The 17,832-nt window shown below is 59.8% G+C and carries 16 protein-coding genes; 14 read left to right on the forward strand and 2 right to left on the reverse strand.

Translation table 11 applies throughout. From position 1 onward, the window contains the following. Positions 1-2 precede the first annotated feature (2 nt). Positions 3-1,259 (reverse strand): tol-pal system protein YbgF, encoded by a 1,257-nt coding sequence (locus GGU46_RS06190; protein WP_183402699.1) that lies wholly within the window; start codon positions 1,257-1,259, stop codon positions 3-5. 112 nt (positions 1,260-1,371) lie between these two features. Here GGU46_RS06190 and GGU46_RS06195 point away from each other — a divergent pair, with 112 nt between their 5' ends. The 13 genes from GGU46_RS06195 (at position 1,372) to GGU46_RS06255 (ending at position 14,848) form a co-directional block, all read left to right on the forward strand. Further along, positions 1,372-2,286, forward strand: coding sequence for a M20/M25/M40 family metallo-hydrolase (locus tag GGU46_RS06195; protein WP_183402700.1), 915 nt, complete (start codon positions 1,372-1,374; stop codon positions 2,284-2,286). 195 nt (positions 2,287-2,481) lie between these two features. Next, positions 2,482-4,692 (forward strand): sodium-translocating pyrophosphatase, encoded by a 2,211-nt coding sequence (locus tag GGU46_RS06200; RefSeq protein ID WP_246398894.1) that lies wholly within the window; start codon positions 2,482-2,484, stop codon positions 4,690-4,692. A 101-nt stretch (positions 4,693-4,793) separates the two neighbouring features. Then, positions 4,794-5,333: a hypoxanthine phosphoribosyltransferase gene (gene hpt, locus GGU46_RS06205; RefSeq protein WP_183402701.1), complete on the forward strand. Its 540-nt coding sequence runs from the start codon at positions 4,794-4,796 to the stop codon at positions 5,331-5,333. A gap of 121 nt (positions 5,334-5,454) precedes the next feature. Next, the gene (locus tag GGU46_RS06210; RefSeq protein WP_183402702.1) at positions 5,455-6,078 is read left to right on the forward strand and encodes an adenylate kinase; all 624 of its coding nucleotides are present in this window, start codon (positions 5,455-5,457) and stop codon (positions 6,076-6,078) included. Positions 6,079-6,296: 218 nt separating this feature from the next. Beyond that, on the forward strand, positions 6,297-7,295 hold the full coding sequence (gene obgE, locus GGU46_RS06215) for a GTPase ObgE (RefSeq protein WP_183402703.1): 999 nt from the start codon (positions 6,297-6,299) through the stop codon (positions 7,293-7,295). A gap of 207 nt (positions 7,296-7,502) precedes the next feature. Then, positions 7,503-8,093 carry a nucleotide exchange factor GrpE gene (locus tag GGU46_RS06220; RefSeq protein WP_183402704.1) on the forward strand — a complete coding sequence of 197 codons (591 nt, stop codon included), beginning with the start codon at positions 7,503-7,505 and terminating at the stop codon, positions 8,091-8,093. 93 nt (positions 8,094-8,186) lie between these two features. Beyond that, positions 8,187-9,329 carry a molecular chaperone DnaJ gene (dnaJ, locus tag GGU46_RS06225; RefSeq protein ID WP_139924208.1) on the forward strand — a complete coding sequence of 381 codons (1,143 nt, stop codon included), beginning with the start codon at positions 8,187-8,189 and terminating at the stop codon, positions 9,327-9,329. Positions 9,330-9,583: 254 nt separating this feature from the next. Continuing rightward, on the forward strand, positions 9,584-10,090 hold the full coding sequence (locus tag GGU46_RS06230) for an RNA polymerase sigma factor (RefSeq protein WP_183402705.1): 507 nt from the start codon (positions 9,584-9,586) through the stop codon (positions 10,088-10,090). An 86-nt stretch (positions 10,091-10,176) separates the two neighbouring features. Then, positions 10,177-10,725: a hypothetical protein gene (locus GGU46_RS06235; protein WP_183402706.1), complete on the forward strand. Its 549-nt coding sequence runs from the start codon at positions 10,177-10,179 to the stop codon at positions 10,723-10,725. An 80-nt stretch (positions 10,726-10,805) separates the two neighbouring features. Continuing rightward, positions 10,806-11,759 carry an ABC transporter ATP-binding protein gene (locus GGU46_RS06240; RefSeq protein WP_183402707.1) on the forward strand — a complete coding sequence of 318 codons (954 nt, stop codon included), beginning with the start codon at positions 10,806-10,808 and terminating at the stop codon, positions 11,757-11,759. 60 nt (positions 11,760-11,819) lie between these two features. Next, complete coding sequence (locus tag GGU46_RS06245; protein WP_183402708.1) at positions 11,820-13,190, forward strand: ABC transporter permease; 1,371 nt, start codon at positions 11,820-11,822, stop codon at positions 13,188-13,190. A 117-nt stretch (positions 13,191-13,307) separates the two neighbouring features. Then, positions 13,308-14,189 carry a ChaN family lipoprotein gene (locus tag GGU46_RS06250; RefSeq protein ID WP_183402709.1) on the forward strand — a complete coding sequence of 294 codons (882 nt, stop codon included), beginning with the start codon at positions 13,308-13,310 and terminating at the stop codon, positions 14,187-14,189. 23 nt (positions 14,190-14,212) lie between these two features. Continuing rightward, a complete protein-coding gene (locus GGU46_RS06255) occupies positions 14,213-14,848 on the forward strand; it encodes a hypothetical protein (RefSeq protein WP_183402710.1) in 636 nt (211 codons plus the stop codon). Here the strand turns inward: GGU46_RS06255 and GGU46_RS06260 are convergent. After that, entirely contained in the window at positions 14,845-16,446 is a 1,602-nt protein-coding gene (locus tag GGU46_RS06260; RefSeq protein ID WP_183402711.1) for a glycerol-3-phosphate dehydrogenase/oxidase, read from the reverse strand. The genes GGU46_RS06255 and GGU46_RS06260 overlap by 4 nt on opposite strands. A 436-nt stretch (positions 16,447-16,882) precedes the next feature. Between GGU46_RS06260 and GGU46_RS06265 the strand changes: the two genes are divergently transcribed. Beyond that, positions 16,883-17,746, forward strand: a complete 864-nt coding sequence (locus GGU46_RS06265; RefSeq protein WP_183402712.1) for an alpha/beta hydrolase — start codon at positions 16,883-16,885, stop codon at positions 17,744-17,746. Positions 17,747-17,832: the final 86 nt, after the last annotated feature.

Raw genomic sequence — 17,832 nt, forward strand, 5'->3', positions numbered from 1 at the left:
TCCTACTTCCGCTTTGTTTTCAGATACGCTTTGGCCTCCTTGTATTGTTCCGAATTGTGGTCAGATTTATCGAGCACAACGCTGTAATAGCGGCGGGCCGCAGCGGCATCCTTGCCGCGGTCGGCGAGGCGGGCCAGGGCGAGGTTGGCAAAAACGTAGAAGCCGTACTTGGTTTCGCCGTTGGTTTCCGCAAACACAATGCAGCGCTGGTAGTACTCTTTGGCCTTGGCTAGGTCCTTGTAGCGGTTCTGCATCAGGTAGCCCAGAAAGTAGGTGGCGTAGCGGCCGCTGTTGGCCTCGTAGCCCGGCAGGCCCCGGTTCAGCTTGTCGAGAATGTCGCGGCTGACCCGCTCACACTCCCGGAACTCACCCTGCCGGAAACAGGCATTGGCATAAATGCGCTGCAGGTAGCCATTGTCGGGGTAGGTAGTGGCCAGGTAGCGGGCAATGGGCATGGCCTCCTCGGGCTTGTCCTCCTCGTTCATGAGGATGCGCATGAGAAACACCCGTGCCTCCGGACCCACATAAAAGCCATTATCGGCCACGTTCCGGAGTTGTTGCAGCCCCAGTTTTTTGTTGCCCTTGGGAAAGAACAGCAGCACGGGCTTCAGCAGCGGATAATTATCGGGAATCCAGACGGCGTAGTAGTTGAACAGAGCCTGCCCAAACAAAAACTCCGGGCTCAGCCCGTTGGCCTCCTTGCTTTTATCGAGGTAGTCGAGGGAGCGTTTGGCGCCCACGGTAGCCTTGCGCCAGTCGTGGCGCTCAGCGTGCAGGCGGGCATCAAAACCGTAGCTGGCGGCCAGGAAAAAACAGGCCTCGTAGTTGCGGCTATCGGCTCGGTACATGGCCTCGCCCTTCGTAACGGCCGTATCCATGTAGGCAAAGAAAATCTTGTCGTACTGCGTGTTGGCAATATTGGACGGCATGATTTTCCACCACGTGCTCAGCCCCATCAGGAAGTAGGGCATGGGGTGGTTGGGGTAACGGCGGCGCAGGCTCCGGAACTGGCGCTCGGCCTTATCGTACTTGAAATTGTAGAGGTTGAACACGGCCCCCTCCAGTTCCGTTTGGATGTCCTTGTCCAGCAGCAGCCAGCTTTTGGTATCAATGGCACCCGGAGCCACGTCTATGTTTTCCAATTGCACCTGCCGTACCGAGTCGGGTAGGGGCGCGGGGCGCGCCGTGTCGGGTTGCTGGGCCCATACCGCCAGGGGTAGTAGCAACAGTAACAGGACAAATTGGAGTCGTTTAAACATAGGAATAACAAAGGGCAGCCTTCAACCACAAATCAGGAAATATCCTATACTGCCCAATACAACAGCTAAAGTAGAACATTTGACCTAGTTTTGGACAAATAAGATACACTATATGCAGCTTTTACAAGCCCTGTGCCAGATAGCCGCGCCTTCCGGCCACGAAGCTCCCCTGACAGAATTCCTGCTTCACTACATTCGTCAGCACCAAGCTTCGTGGAGCACTCCCCCAACCGTGCTGGCCGGTGGAGAGTTCCAGGATTGCATTATTCTAATATTTGGAAGACCGCGTACTGCCGTATTCGCTCACTTGGATAGTATTGGATTTACGGTACGCTACGGCCGGCAGCTCGTGCCCATCGGCGGGCCCGACGCCGAAACCGGCTACCGGCTGGTAGGCCGGGATAAGGATGGCGAGATTGAGTGTACGCTGGTGGTAAACGAGCAAACCGGGGCCCTGAGCTACGATTTTCACCGCGACATTGAGCGCGGTACCGAGCTTACCTTCCGCTGCGACTTCCGCGAAACCGACACCACCGTGCAGAGCTGCTACCTCGATAACCGGCTGGGGGTCTGGAACGCCCTGCGCCTCTGCGAAACCCTGCAGGATGGTATCGTGGCTTTCTCATGTTGGGAAGAGCACGGCGGCGGCTCGGTAGCCTACCTGGCCCGCTACATCTACGAAACCTACGGCGTGCGGCAGGCGCTTATATCCGACATCACCTGGGTGACGGAAGGTGTACGCCCGGGCGAGGGGGTAGCCATTTCCCTGCGCGACTCCCTGATTCCGCGCCGCAGCTACGTGGAGCGCATCCGGCGCATTGCCCGCGAGGCCGGCATTCCGCACCAATTAGAGGTGGAAGGCAGCGGCGGCTCCGATGCCAAGGAGCTGCAGCACGGGGCCCAGCCCTGGGACTGGTGCTTCATCGGGGCCCCCGAGGACAACGTACACTCACCCGACGAAATCGTGGACAAGCGCGACATCGACAGCATGCTGGCCCTGTACCAGGTACTGATGCGCGAGCTGTAGGCCGCCCGATAAGGTTGAGTGACCCGGCCGGGGTAGCGGAGGTTTTCCTCGGCTGCGCCGGCCGGGTTTGGCTTTGTGAAGGGGGTAGGAATATTCCTTAAGGCTTGAGGATTAGGGAATAACTTCTATTTTACCCGTCCAATCGTTCTTTCCCAGTTTCACTCTCCCAACCACCTCAACCTATTCCCACCGCTTATGATGAATATTCTTTACGTAGTGCCGGCCCTGGGGGTGCTGGCCTTGCTGTTTACGTGGCTTCGCTCGGGCTGGGTGGGTAGGCAACCAGCCGGTGATGAACGGATGCAAACCATTGCCGGCTACATTGCCGATGGCGCCATTGCTTTCCTGAAGGCGGAATATCGGGTGATGATTTTCTTCGGCCTCATTGCCTCGGCTTTCCTGTTTTACCTGGGTAGCACCGGCGAGAAGTCGAGCCCCGTCATTGTGGTGGCGTTTATCATTGGGGCCGTGTTTTCAGCGCTGGCGGGCTTTGTCGGGATGAAAATTGCCACCAAGGCCAACGTACGCACGGCCCAGGCGGCCCGTACCAGCCTGAGCCAAGCCCTGAGCGTGTCGTTTTCGGGAGGCTCGGTGATGGGGATGGGGGTAGCCGGGCTGGCCGTGCTGGGCCTGGGCTCCCTATTCCTTGTCTTCTACCAGATGTTTGTGGTGAGCCGGGGCGGTACGGCCAACGGCATCGAGATGGAAACGGCCCTGGAGGTCCTGACGGGCTTTTCGCTGGGCGCTGAGAGTATTGCGCTGTTTGCCAGGGTAGGGGGCGGCATCTATACCAAAGCCGCCGACGTGGGCGCCGACCTCGTAGGCAAGGTAGAAGCCGGCATCCCCGAAGACGACCCCCGCAACCCCGCCACCATTGCCGACAATGTAGGCGACAACGTGGGCGACGTAGCCGGCATGGGCGCCGACCTGTTCGGCTCGTACGTGGCCACCATTCTGGCGACCATGGTGCTGGGCCGGGAGGTAGTAGCCCGCGGCGACCAGTTTCAGGGCCTTTCGCCCATTCTGCTGCCCATGGTTATTGCCGGCATGGGTATTGTGGCCTCGTTGGTGGGTATTCTGATGGTGCGCGTGAAGGAAGGCGGCAACGTGCAGGGCGCCCTCAACTTAGGCAACTACGTGTCGGTACTGGTGTCGGCGGTGGCTTCCTACTTCATCATTCAGTGGATTCTGCCCGCCGAGGACCTCACCATTCGGGGCATCACCTTCGATGCCATGGACGTGTTCTACGCCGTGGTGGTGGGGCTGGTCGTGGGCACGCTGATGAGCATTATTACGGAGTATTACACGGCCATGGGCAAGCGGCCGGTGCTCAGCATCGTGCGCCAGAGCAGCACCGGCCACGCCACCACCGTTATTGGGGGGCTGGCGGTGGGGATGGAAAGCACCGTGCTACCCATTATTGTGCTGGCGGCGGGCATCGTGCTCAGCTACGAGTGCGCGGGCCTCTACGGCGTGGCCATTGCGGCGGCCGGCATGATGGCTACCACGGCCATGCAGCTTGCCATTGATGCCTTCGGCCCCATTGCCGACAATGCGGGCGGTATTGCCGAAATGAGCGAGCTGCCCAAGGAAGTACGCGAACGGACCGACATTCTCGATGCTGTCGGTAACACCACCGCCGCCACTGGCAAAGGCTTTGCTATTGCTTCCGCTGCCCTGACTTCTTTGGCCCTGTTCGCGGCCTTCATGGGCACGGCCAACATTTCGGCCATTGATATCAGCGATGCGCGGGTGTTGGGCGGGCTGTTCGTGGGCGCCATGATTCCGTTTATCTTCTCGGCCCTGGCTATTTCGGCGGTGGGGCGCGCGGCCATGAGCATGGTGCAGGAAGTACGCCGCCAGTTCCGCGAAATTCCGGGCATTATGGAAGGCACCGGCCGGCCCGAGTACGAAAAGTGCGTGGCTATTTCCACCCAGGCCGCCATTCGGGAAATGATGCTGCCCGGTGCCATTGCCCTAATTGTGCCGGTGATTGTGGGCTTTGCCTTCGGGCCCGAAGTGCTGGGCGGTACCCTGGCCGGCGTGACGGTGTCCGGGGTGCTGATGGCCATGTTCCAGAGCAATGCCGGCGGGGCCTGGGACAACGCCAAGAAGTCGTTTGAGAAAGGCGTGATGATTGACGGTAAAATGGAATACAAAGGCTCCGACGCCCACAAAGCTTCCGTGACCGGCGACACGGTAGGGGACCCGTTCAAGGACACTTCCGGCCCGAGCATGAACATCCTTATCAAGCTCATGAGCATTGTGTCGTTGGTCATTGCCCCGCACATTGCCGCTCCCGAGCGGGCCCTGACTCAAGAGTCAGGTAAGAAAACCCACGAAACCAGAATGGCGCAGCGCCCCACGGTAGCGCGGGCTACGCAGTCCTCCGGTTTTACCCGCTGATTGCGTAAGCTCAACCACTCAGGCCGCCTTCCTTCACCAGGAGGGCGGCTTTTTTCTACTACCTTTGCCCGCCCGCTCACCTACGGCCCAACCCCAAACGGATGACCCCGGACCATATTTCGCTGCATAACAAGCAGTTCGAGCCCTACCTGTCGGCTGCTCAACTCTCCGAGGCGGTGCAGACCGTAGCCGCCCGCCTCAACCAGGACTACGCCGGCCAGACGCCCCTGTTCGTGGCGGTGCTCAACGGCTCGTTTATGTTCGTGGCTGATTTGCTAAAGCACATCACGCTCGACTGCGAAGTGAGCTTTATCAAAGTAGCCTCCTACCAGGGCACCAGCAGCACCGGCGAAGTGCGGGAGTTGCTCGGCCTTACGGAAGACCTGCAGGGCCGCCCGGTCATTATTCTGGAAGACATTGTGGACACCGGCCATACCATGCGCCGGCTGCTCGATACGCTGGCCGAAAAGCAGCCCGCGTCCCTGGAGGTGGCTACCCTGTTTCTGAAGCCCGAGTGCCTGCAGCATGAGCTGTCCATCCGCTACGTGGGCCTGAGCATCCCCAACGACTTCATTGTGGGCTACGGCCTCGACTACGACGGCCTGGGCCGCAACTACCCCGATGTGTACAAAGCCGTGTAGGGAAATTACTGCCGGGTAGCCCAGCTAAAATTCGCTGGCGTCCGTAAAGGCTTTCCCTCCCGTTGCTTATATTGCCTAACCCCCTGTATTTTCTCCTTCCCCGCGTAACTCCCCGCTACTCATGCTGAATCTCGTGCTCTTCGGCCCTCCGGGCGCCGGCAAAGGAACGCAAAGCCAGAAGCTGATTGCCCGCTATAACCTGGTTCACCTCTCTACCGGCGACCTGCTCCGCGCCCAGATTACTCAGGGCACCGAGCTGGGCCTGCGCGCCAAAAAGCTCATGGACGAAGGCCTGCTCGTTCCCGATGAGGTAGTAATCGGCATGATTGACAGCGCCCTGAAAGCCAACAAGCAAGCCGCCGGCTTCATCTTCGATGGTTTCCCGCGTACTGTGCCCCAGGCCGAAAGCCTCGATCAGCTGCTGGCCCAGCACGATACCGGCGTTTCGTGCATGGTAGCCCTGGAAGTGGACGAGCAGGAACTGGTAAAGCGCCTGCTGGAGCGCGGCAAAACCTCGGGCCGCCCCGACGACCAGAACGAAGAAAAAATCCGCAAGCGCGTAACGGTATACAACACCGAAACCGCGCAGGTAGCCGGCTACTATGCTCAGCAGCAGAAATTCCACGCCCTGAACGGCATTGGCGCCATCGAAGACATCTTCGGCCAGATCTGCGCCATTCTGGATGAGCACCAGCCCGCCACTACCGAAGGCAGCCGCCAGGCAACCGACGAAGTAAAAGCGTAACTTTGCCGCTGCTACGGCTTTCGTAGCGGCAGACCCCTCTGTCATCCTGAGCGCAGCGAAGGACCTTATACCAGTTGAACGGCGCTATATCGCCCTTGTTCTACCGTGATAAGGTCCTTCGCTGCGCTCAGGATGACAGCTGTTTTGTAGGCATCCTGATTAGAAGGTAAGAACGTCCCAATTCTTAATTTCTAATTCCTAATTCTTAATTCAACTCAGTGGCTTCTAATAACTTCATCGACTACGTCAAGATCAACTGCCGCTCGGGCCAGGGCGGGGCGGGCTCGCACCACTTTTTCCGGGCCAAGGGCCTGCCCAACGGCGGCCCCGACGGCGGCGACGGTGGCCGGGGTGGTCATATTATTCTGGAGGGCAACTCTCAGCTCTGGACCCTGCTGCACTTGCAGTACCAGAAGCACCTGATTGCCAAGCCCGGCGAAAACGGCGGCGAAAACCTGCGCACCGGTGCCCAGGGCGAAGATATTATCGTGCAGGTGCCCCTCGGCACTATTGCCCGCGACGCGGAAACTGGTGAGAAAAAGCTAGAAATCACGGAGCACGGCCAGCGCCTTATTCTCACGCCCGGCGGCCGGGGCGGCCTCGGCAACGACCACTTTAAGTCGGCCACCAACCAGGCGCCCAGCTACGCCCAGCCCGGCGAGCCCGGCATTGATGAGTGGGTGATTCTGGAGCTGAAGCTGCTGGCCGACGTGGGGCTGGTAGGCTTCCCCAACGCCGGCAAAAGCACGCTTCTCTCTGTTGTGTCGGCCGCGAAACCCAAGATTGCCGACTACGCCTTCACGACCCTGACGCCGAACCTGGGGGTAGTAGCCTACCGCGACTACAAGTCGTTTGTGATGGCCGACATTCCGGGCATCATTGAGGGTGCTGCGGAGGGTAGGGGCCTGGGCCACCGCTTCCTGCGCCACGTAGAGCGCAACTCCATTCTGCTGTTCATGATCAGCTGCGACTCACCTGACATCAATGCTGAATACCAAGTGTTGCTGAGTGAGTTGGAGCAATTCAACCCGGAGCTGCTGGACAAGAAGCGTCTGCTGGCCATTACCAAGTCGGATATGCTGGACGAGGAGTTGGAAGCCGAAATCCGAGCCACGCTGCCCACCGACCTGCCCACCATCTTCATTTCCAGCCTGACCAACAAGAATATCCAGCCCCTGAAGGATATGATCTGGCAGGCCCTGCACGCGCAGGAGTAAAAGGCAGGGTTTGCTACCCCTTGTCACTTTATAAACCTTGGGCTACCGTCGAGCTACCCGGAATCCGACACTCCGGCTGAACTAACTGCGGGCCGCCGGAGGTTTCTGTGCCACAATGACAGCTAATCAAGCTTTGGCAAGTTCCTTGCGCCCAGCGTAGCCTCTATGTCTTCCCGATTCAACCCATTCCGACGATTTCAAGCGAAAATGGCTGACGATAAAACTCCACAACCCGACGAAACGCAATTCGACCAGACCAGCGCCCCGGCTGACCACGCCCCCGGCGAGCTGTCCGAAGAGCCCAATGCTCCCGAAATTGGGGAAGTAGAGGGCGCGGAGGCTACCCCGGAGCAGGGCTCCAAAGCTGATGCCGAATTGGCCGATCTGAAGGACAAATACCTGCGCCTGGCCGCCGAGTTTGAAAACTACAAGCGCCGTACCACCAAGGAACGCGCCGACCTGTTCAAGACTGCCAACCAGGAGCTGATGGTGGCCCTGCTGCCCGTGCTGGACGATTTCGACCGGGCCCGCCATCACACCAAGGACACGGAAGATGCTGGCGCCGTGCGCGAAAGCATCGACATTATTTACAACAAGCTCCAGAAAACCCTGAACCAGAAGGGCCTGGCCCCCATGGAGGCTAAGGGAGGCGCTTTCGACCCCGATCTGCACGAGGCCATCACCCAGATTCCGGCCCCGTCGGAAGACCTGAAGGGCAAAATTGTGGATGAGGTGGAGAAAGGCTACTACCTCGGCGACAAGGTAATCCGCCACGCCAAGGTGGTACTGGGCCAATAGTATTGAGGAATGGGTATTGAGTAGCAAAACGCTGTTCGCTGAAAGCTGCCCGATATCTGTCTCAATACGGAATACTTATTACTCACTACTGCAATGGCAACGAAGCGAGATTATTACGAGGTGTTGGGCGTAGCCAAAAACGCTTCGGGCGACGAGATAAAGAAGGCCTACCGCAAGGTGGCCATCAAATATCACCCCGATAAAAACCCCGACGACCCAACCGCCGAGGACAAGTTCAAGGAGGCTGCCGAGGCCTACGAGGTCCTCAGCGACGAGCAGAAGCGCGCCCGTTACGACCGTTTCGGCCACCAGGCCGGCGGCGGTAATGGCGGCGGCCCGAACATGGAGGATATCTTCTCCCAGTTCGGCGACATCTTTGGCGGTGGTGGCTTCGAGGGCTTCTTCGGCGGGGGCGGCCGCGGCCAGCAGGGCGGGCGGCGCGTGCGCAAGGGTTCTAACCTGCGCATCAAGCTCAAGCTTGATCTGGAAGAAGTAGCCAACGGCGTTGAGAAAAAAATTAAGGTGAAGCGCTACGTGGCGTGCAACACCTGCTCGGGCACCGGCGCCAAAAACGGCACCGATCTGAAAACCTGCGGTACCTGCAACGGCCAGGGCCAGGTGAAGCGCGTGGTGCAAACCATGCTCGGCCAGATGGTAAGCGCCTCTACCTGCCCTACCTGCGAAGGCGAGGGCAAAGTGGTAACCAGCAAGTGCGACGTATGCCACGGCGACGGTCGCCAGCTGCACGAAGAGGTTATTCCGATTAACATTCCGGCCGGCGTTGCCGAGGGCATGCAGTTGAGCATGAACGGCAAAGGCAACTTCCCGGAGCGGGGCGGCGTGCCCGGCGACCTGCTCATTCAGATTGAGGAAGAGCCGCACGAAGTGCTCAAGCGCGACGGCAACAACATCATGTTCGAGCAGTACATCTCGTTCGTGGATGCCGCCCTGGGGGCCAGTATTGAGGTGCCGACCATTGAAGGCAAGGTGAAAATCAAGGTGGACCCCGGCACTCAGCCTGGCAAAATCCTGCGTCTGCGCGGCAAGGGCATCAAGGACATCAATGGGTACGGCCGCGGCGACCAGTTGATTCATCTGAACGTCTGGACGCCGAAGAACGTGACCAGCGAGGAGCGCGAGTTGCTGGAAAAGCTGCGCGATGCCCGCAACTTCACGCCCAACCCCGGCAAAAACGAAAAAGGCTTCTTCGAGAAAGTGAAGGAGTATTTCCAATAAGCACGGATTTAGACAGATTCCGCTGACTTTGTTTAGAGCCTGCCTTCCCGCTTCCGGGAAGGCAGGCTTTTTTGTTTGGGGCTTCTGCCGGAGAGGTTTGAGCAGGTGGAGGGGGTAGGGCAGGTGCCGTTTGCGAGGGATAGGCGTTGATTGTTGGGAGGCTTTCGGCGTGGGAGCGGGGTAGAAAAAAAGTTTGGGGGCGGCTGTAATGCGCAGGAGGGTTCTACGATAAATCAGGCAAACTTCCCCACCATATGCCTGCTGCTCTCACGCCGGATTTCCTGCACCTGCTCCAACGCTACCAGCCCCTGCTGCGGCGGGTGGTGCGCATGTACTGCACCGATGCCGACGACCAGCAGGACCTGTACCAGGACATTGTGCTGCAGTTGTGGCGGGCGTGGCCGACGTACCAGGCCCGGGCCTCGGCCAAGCTCAGCACCTGGCTGTACCGGGTGGCCCTGAACGTGGCAATTTCCGATTTGCGGTTGCGGACCCGCAAGCCACCCCCAGAGCGCTTCGGCGCCGCCCTACCCGAGGTAGCCATGGCTCCGGAGGCCGGGCCCGATGCCGACGACCTGGGCCAGTTGTACCAGGCCATTGAGCGGCTCTCGGATGTGGAAAAGGCCTTTGTGCTGCTGTACCTGGAAGAGCGCACCTACGAGGAAATGGCCGACATCCTGGGCATCACCCAGAATAATGTGCGCGTGAAAATGCACCGCGTGCAAGACAAGCTTCGCCACCTGCTAACCCAACCCGCCTGATGGAACTCGATGATTTTCGCCGCCGCTGGCAGCAGCAGCCAGTTGAACTAGCCCAAACTGCTTTAACCGAACAAAAACTACGCGCTATGCTTACCTCTTCTTCTTCCGCAAATCCGCTGCTTCGATTGAAAAAAAATGCCTCCCGGGAGCTGAGCTGGGTAGTAATGGCCTTTGGGCTAAACGGCTTCAACGCCTTCTTTTTTGCCCGTAATTCTGCTAGTCTGCAGTGGTTTGTGGTGATGTTGATGGTAATGCTGGCAGTAGTAGGGGGGATAGTGTATCAGCGGCTGCAGGTGCTGCGGGAAATGGAACAGCAGCATGATGACTTGTACCAGTCCCTAAAAAGCCGGATTTCCCGGTTTCGGCACCTGATGCGCTTGCACGACTACGTGGGGGTAGTGACCCTGATACTGGTAGCGCTTACAGTGCTGGTAGTTCGGCAGACCGACTTGCTGGAATACCTGCAGCCTTCTGGCTCCGACTGGGGCCTGCACCTGGCTGTGGCGGTTGCGGTCGTAGTGGTGGTGCTGGGCATTATCTACGCCGCCTACGTAGTAGGGAAAGTTGAGCACCAGCGCCGCTACGGGCAGCACCTCGACCGGCTGGAAGAGGCCCTGCGGGAGTTAGAGGCCTAAAGCGGCCCGTTCGTTGAAATAGATTCTAGATTACATAGCCAAAATTCTACATTCGCTGTAGATCAAACCTCTACCCTCTGATGGCCGCGCAACCTATTCTTCAAGCCATTGACGTGCATAAGGCCTACGCCGCGCACGTTGCTCTCAATGGCGTTAGTCTTGATATTCCGGAAGGCAGCATCTTCGGGCTGCTGGGTCCCAACGGCGCCGGCAAAACCTCGCTTATCCGCATCATCACCCAGATTACGGGCGCCGACTCCGGCGAAATCCGGTTTCGGGGTGAGCGGCTGAACCCCAGCCACATTGCCCAGATTGGGTATTTGCCCGAGGAGCGTGGGCTGTACAAAAAAATGAAGGTAGGCGAGCAGCTGCTGTACTTGGCGCGCCTGCGCGGGATGAGCCGCGCCGATGCCACGGACCGCATCAAAAGCTGGCTTACCCGCTTCGACATCAAGCCCTGGGCCGAAAAGAACGTGGAGGACCTCAGCAAAGGTATGCAGCAGAAGGTGCAGTTTATTGCGACCGTGCTCCACGAGCCCAGCCTGATTATTCTGGATGAGCCGTTCTCGGGCTTCGACCCCATCAACGCCAACCTGATCAAGGACGAAATTCTGGCCCTGCGCGACCGGGGCGCGACCATCATTTTCTCCACGCACCGCATGGAATCGGTGGAGGAAATGTGCGACAGTATTGCCCTGATCAACCGCAGCCGTAAGGTGCTTGATGGACCCGTGCGCACCATCAAAGACCAGTTCAAAACCCAGACCTACGAGGTAGAAGGCAAGGGCCGCCTGATGGTGATGCACCCCGATTTTGAGGTGCTGGAGCATAAGGAGCGCGAAAACGGCCATTTCTACGACGTGATAAAGCTGCACGCCGGCACTACCCCCAACGACTTGCTGCGCTACCTTATCGGCAATGTGGAGGTGCACGCCTTCCAGGAGCTGATTCCGAGCATCAATGACATCTTCATCCGGCGCGTGCGCGAAACCATGCCCGAAAGCCTGCTTGAGGCCGAGCCGGTTACGGCCTAAGTGGCCCAGGCCAGTACCCTACCTTTCTTCTGTTGAACATACGACTACAGCTTCCCTCTCATGGATAAAATCTGGCTTATCATTCAGCGCGAATATCTTACGCGGGTTCGTAAGAAAAGCTTCCTCATCATGTCGTTGCTGGGGCCCCTGCTGCTGGCCGGCTCCATGGTGGGCATTGCCCTGCTCTCGGGCTCTTCGGAGGCCGACGTGGTGGCCGTGCGCGACGAAAGCTCCCAGCAGATTCTGCAGCGCCTGACCAGCACCGACGACATCCGGTTTGTGGCCGCCACCGGCCGCAACCTGAAGGAGGCCACCGAGGCCTTCAAGAAAGCCAAGCCCAAGCAGGATGCCCTGCTGTATTTTCCGGCCAGCTTCACCCTCGACGACAGCAAGGGCATTCAGTTGCTGGCCAACGGCAACGTAAATCTGAAGCGCCAGAGCAAAATCAAGAAGGCCGTGGATAAGGCCGTGGGCGAGCTGAAGCTCAGCCGCTCCGGCCTCAACCAAGCCACCATCGACAACCTGAAGGCCAACATTGAGCTTGACGCCGTGGACCTGACCCAGGTGGGCGGCCGCAAAAACAACGTGGGCGCTACCACGGGCGCGGCCTACGTGCTTTCTATTCTGGTGTACATGTTCATCTTCATTTACGGCGTGCAGGTGATGCGCGGGGTGGGAGAGGAGAAATCGAGCCGGATTATGGAGGTCATGATTTCCTCCGTCAAGCCGTTTCAGTTGATGATGGGCAAGATTCTGGGCATTGCCGCCGTGGTGCTCACGCAGTTTGCCCTCTGGATGGCTTTATCCTGGGGCCTGACCACGCTGGCCGCACCCCTGCTAATGAAGTCGGAGGCGAAGTCGCCGCCCGCGGCAGCTGTGTCGGGTGTGCAGCAGGCCGCGGAGTACAGCAAGGCGCCCGCCGCCGATGCCCCCGCCGGTAACGCCGCCGTGGCGCCTACCCCCGCCGCCGCCAGCAACCCCTGGGCTTTCCTCAATGGCCTGCCCGTAGGGACCATCATCGGGGGCTTCCTGTTCTTTTTCCTGGGGGGCTACCTGCTCTACTCGGCCCTGTTCGCCTCCATCGGGGCGGCCGTGGACGACCAGACCGACAGCCAGCAGTTCATGTTTCCGATTACCATTCCCTTGATCCTGAGCTATATCATGAGCATCAACGTTATCATCAACGGCGACCCGAACGGGCCGCTGGCCTTCTGGCTCTCCATGATTCCGCTCACCTCGCCCATTGCCATGGTCATGCGCCTGCCCTTTGGCGTACCGATGTGGCAGCTGCTGCTTTCCGGTTCGTTACTCGTGCTGGGGTTCATTGGCACTACCTGGGTAGCGGCCCGCATCTACCGCGTGGGCATTCTGATGTACGGCAAGAAAGTAACCTACGGGGAGCTCTCGAAGTGGATGTTTTATAAAGGCTAGGCAAGTAGCTGGCTGAACCAGAGTTGAACAGAGGAGGCCCCGGTAGCTGTTGCAGAGCAGCTGCCGGGGCTTTCTGCTACCTTGCACCCCAGCTTCTGCCGGCCGCCTTGCTTTCTTATGATCCGAAAATTCCTGCTCCTGCCCCTGCTTGTGCTGCTAACCTCCCTGGTCCTGCGGGCCGACGACAAGCCGGCCTACCGGCTGTTCACGGCCGCTGGCAAACCCACGGGCTACGACAAGATGCTCCGGGAGCTGGCCGCCGCCGACGTGGTGTTCTTCGGGGAGCAGCACAACGACCCCCTGGCCCACTGGCTGACGCTGCAGCTGACCAAGGATTTACTGCGCCTGAAACAGGGCCAGCTGGTGCTGGGCCTGGAAATGTTTGAGCGCGACGTGCAGCCCCTGGTGGACCAATACACCACCGGCGAGCTGTCGGACAAGGAGTTTGAGGAGCAAAGCCGCCCCTGGCCCAACTACACCACCGACTACAAGCCCCTGCTGCAGCTGGCCCGGCAGCAGAAGTTTCGGGTGGTGGGTACCAACGTGCCGCGCCGCTACGCCTCCCAGGTAGCCAAAGGCAGCCTCACGGCGCTCAACGAGCTGCCGGCTTCGGAAAAAGCCTGGATGGCGCCCCTGCCGCTGACGGTGGACTACGAGCTGCCCGGCTATAAAAACATGGCGAAGATGTTCGGGGGCGACGCCGCGCACGCCGCCGGGGTGCAGAACATCATTCAGGCCCAGGCCCTCAAGGATGCCACCATGGCCCATTTCCTCCACCAGGCCCGCCCCGAAGGCCACCTGCTGCTCCACCTCAACGGCGCCTACCACTCCGACAACCACGACGGTATTTTGGCCTACCTGCGCCAGCACAACCCCAAGCTGAAGGTGCTGAGCATCAGCACGGTTTCCCAGGAACAGCTTGGCAAGCTGGAGAAAGAGAATCAGCAGAAGGCCGATTTTGTGCTGGTAGTACCCCAGGACATGACCAAAACGTACTAAGCCTACCCCTGACCCTCTCCGCTATGCTTTCCACTCAGAATTACGCCGCCCTGCCCGATATGGCGGGCCTGCGCCGCCTCTGTCAGTCATTGGCCGTGCTTGATGCCATCAACTCCCAGGACCTGGAGTACCGCTACTATACCTTTGACCCCAACTGGGACCAGGGCGAGGCGCTGTTTGAAATGAACGACGGGGAAGGCGACCAGATGCTGGTGCTGTTCCGCGAGGAGGGCTGCTGCATCAACGGCTACCTTGAGGGCTACGACCAACCCGACAAAGCCCAGCTGACGCGCGGCCTGCCGGAGGTGTTTGATGAGTTTATGTTCGGCGAGCCGGTCAGCTCCATTGGTACCACGTTCTGCCTTTGGTTCACGCCGGCCCACGGCTGGCAAACCGGCCTTTTGTCCGGTGAGGACGATGGCTCCGACGAGCTGCTTTACATCCTCGACGGCAACCCGGCAACCTACGCCGAGTGGGCCAACGAGTACTACATCGACGAAACCGACCGGGACCCGATAGATGCTGAGGCCGTGGCCCGCATCTACCAGCATGAGCCCCTGACCCGGGAGTTGGTGAAAGAGCTGATTGACCCGCTGGAAGACTGGCCCCAGCTGCAAACGGATCTGCAGGCCATCGGCTACCCCTACCAGTTGGCTTAACCAGTGGGCTGCTCGGGCAGATAGTGCCGGGCCAGGGCTGTAAAGGCTTCCACCTGCTGCTGCTGCCACTGTTCGGTTCGGCTGAGCTCCTGGGCCAGCAGGGTGGCTACCTGCGGAGCCATGCGGATAGCGGCGGCAGCATCCAGAAAAAGTACCCGCACCCGGCGGGCCAGCACGTCTTCCACGGTGCGCGCCATTTCGTAGCGGGCGGCCCACACCACTTCTGCCCGCAGGAATTCCAGCGTCTCATCCAGGGGCCTGCCAAGCTCCGGGCGTTGCGCAATGAGCTCCTGCAAGGCGGGTAGGTCGGAGCCGTACACCGCGAGGTGGCCGCGGCACTCGGGGGTAGGGGTGGCACCGTGAATAGGCAAGTGGGCGGTTTGACTTGGGGCCGGCGGAAGCCGACCCAGGGCAATTATCCGGTCCACGGCATCCTGCCCCATGCGCCGGTAAGTGGTCCATTTGCCGCCCGTGATGGTAACTAAACCCGCCCGGGAAACCAGCATTTTATGGCTGCGCGAAATTTCCTTGGTGGAGGCGGAGCCGCGCTGGGGCGCGGCCAGCGGCCGTAACCCCGCGAAGATGCTGAGCACGTCGGAGCGCTTGGGCGCTCGGGTGAGGTAGCGGCTGGCCGTGCGCAGAATAAAGTCGATTTCCTCGTCCAGGGCCTGGGGTTCCGGGCTGGCTTTAAGCAACGGCGTATCGGTGGTTCCTACTACCACGCGGCCGCGCCAGGGCACGGCAAACAGCACCCGCCCGTCCTCGGTGTTCGGAATCAGGAGGGCGCTGGGGCCGGGCAGAAAAGAGGCCTCAAGCACGAGGTGGACGCCCTGGCTGGGTTGCACCAGCTTGGGCGCGCCGGGCTCATCCAGCTGCAGAATATCATCCACGAATACGCCGGTGGCATTTACGACGGCCCGGGCCCGCACTTGATAGGTAGCGCCGGTTTCCAGGTCGGTGGCGGCTACCCCCGTTATCTTCCCGCGGTCATCTTTCAACAGCCCATGCACCTGCACGTAGTTAAGGACGGTGCCGCCGTGCTCAAGAACCGTTTGGGCCAGATTAACGGCCAGGCGTGCGTCATCAAACTGCCCATCGTGGTAGAGCACGCCGCCGCGCAGGCCTTCCGGCCTGATGGTAGGTAGGCGCCGCTGGGTTTCGGCCTTGCTCAGAAGCCGGGAAGCTCCCAGGCTCAGCTTACCCGCCAGCAGGTCGTACAGCTTCAGCCCGATGGTATAAAATGGGCCGCCCCACCAGGTGTAGTTCGGAATAACAAAATCGAGGTTTTTGACGAGGTGCGGCGCATTTTGCAGCAGCAGGCCCCGTTCATACAACGCTTCCCGCACCAGCGCCACGTCGCCCTGGGCCAGGTAGCGCACGCCGCCGTGCACCAGCTTAGTGCTGCGACTGCTGGTGCCTTTGGCGTAATCGGCCTGCTCCAGCAGCAGGGCTTTGAAGCCCCGGCTAACCGCATCCAGGGCCACGCCCAAACCCGTGGCGCCGCCCCCAATCACCACCACATCCCACAGCGGCTGGGTGTGTAGCTGCTGCAAAAGCATTTCGCGCTGAAAGAGGGAGGCAGAAGGGTTTGGTGGCATAGCAGGGGTAGCGCACCTGGCTCAGTGGCCCAGGCTGCTCCGTGTCCTCAACGGATTGCCGGCGGAAATGGATAATCTGGGCCAGGCCCAGCCGCTGGTCAGCTGGGCCGGCAACCCTACTTACCTGGCTTATGCTGTTTCGCGAAGCGCAGCTCACGGATATTTCGCAGCTCTCGCGGGTGCGCCTGTCGGTATAGGAAAACCGCTTATCCGACCCCGGTTGCCTTCCACCTCAGGACTACACCGAGTACCTCTCGCAACGCGGCAGCTCACCGAAGCCAACCAGCTCCAGCGGAAACTGGTGTTTCCGGAGCAAGGGCGGCGGCTGGACTTCTGATTTGCCGGCCTGTCAGGGCGAAGTCCAAGGGCTTTCGTAGCCAGCTTAAAGCAGGAGGGGGCTTGTACCTTTAGGCCGTTTCTATGCTAGCTTAGACGTATGCTTCTCTCCAACCTTTGCACGTCAGCCCTGGCCTGTTGCGGGCTTCTGCTGCTGCTCCTGGGGCCGCCGGCGGCTCACGGGCAAAGCCAGCCGTCGAAGCGCGAACCATTCGTGCTGGGCCACATCGACAGGATCAAATCGGGGCAGCTAAATGAGGAGCGGGTGCTGAACATCTACCTGCCCGAAGGCTACGAAAATGACTCCAAGGCTACCTACCCCGTGATGTACCTGTTGGATGGGTCCGCCGATGAGGATTTTATTCATATCGTTGGGCTGGCGCAGTTTCTGACTTTTCCTTGGATTGATGCGCTGCCCAAGTCCATCATCGTGGGTATTGCTACCGTTGACCGGCGGCGGGACTTCACCTTTCCCACCCGCAATGAAAAGGACCGAAAAGATTTTCCTACCGCTGGCAAGTCGGCAGCTTTTATGCGCTTTCTGGAAAAGGACCTGCAGCCTTACGTGGAGAAAACTTACCGTACCAATGGGCAAAAAACGTTGATAGGGCAGTCGTTAGGTGGGTTGTTTGCCATGGAAGTGCTGCTGAAAAAGCCCGCGCTGTTTACTACCTACATCATTGCCAGCCCCAGCCTGTGGTGGGATGATGAATCGTTGGTAGCGCAAGCGCCCGGCTTGCTCAAGCCGGCTGCAGCGGCGGCGCCCGTCAGCGTGTTTGTGGCGCTTGGCAACGAAGGCCCGGAGATGCAGAAAGCCACCGAAGCTATGGTGGCGGCTCTGCGGGCCGCGTCGGCTAAGGGTAGCCGTATTGAATATGTACCGTTTCCGGAGGAAACCCACGCCACCATTCTGCACCGGGCGGTGTACCAAGCCTTCGAAACGCTTTATAAGAAGCCTAAATAGGTGTAGGGCCGGGTGGGTAACACAAGACCAGTAGCGGCCAATACTGGCCTAGCAGACTTGGGCGGCGGCGGCGTACCTTTCCTGTT

Origin of the sequence: Hymenobacter latericoloratus, assembly GCF_014199535.1 — a bacterium.
Lineage (GTDB): Bacteria > Bacteroidota > Bacteroidia > Cytophagales > Hymenobacteraceae > Hymenobacter > Hymenobacter latericoloratus.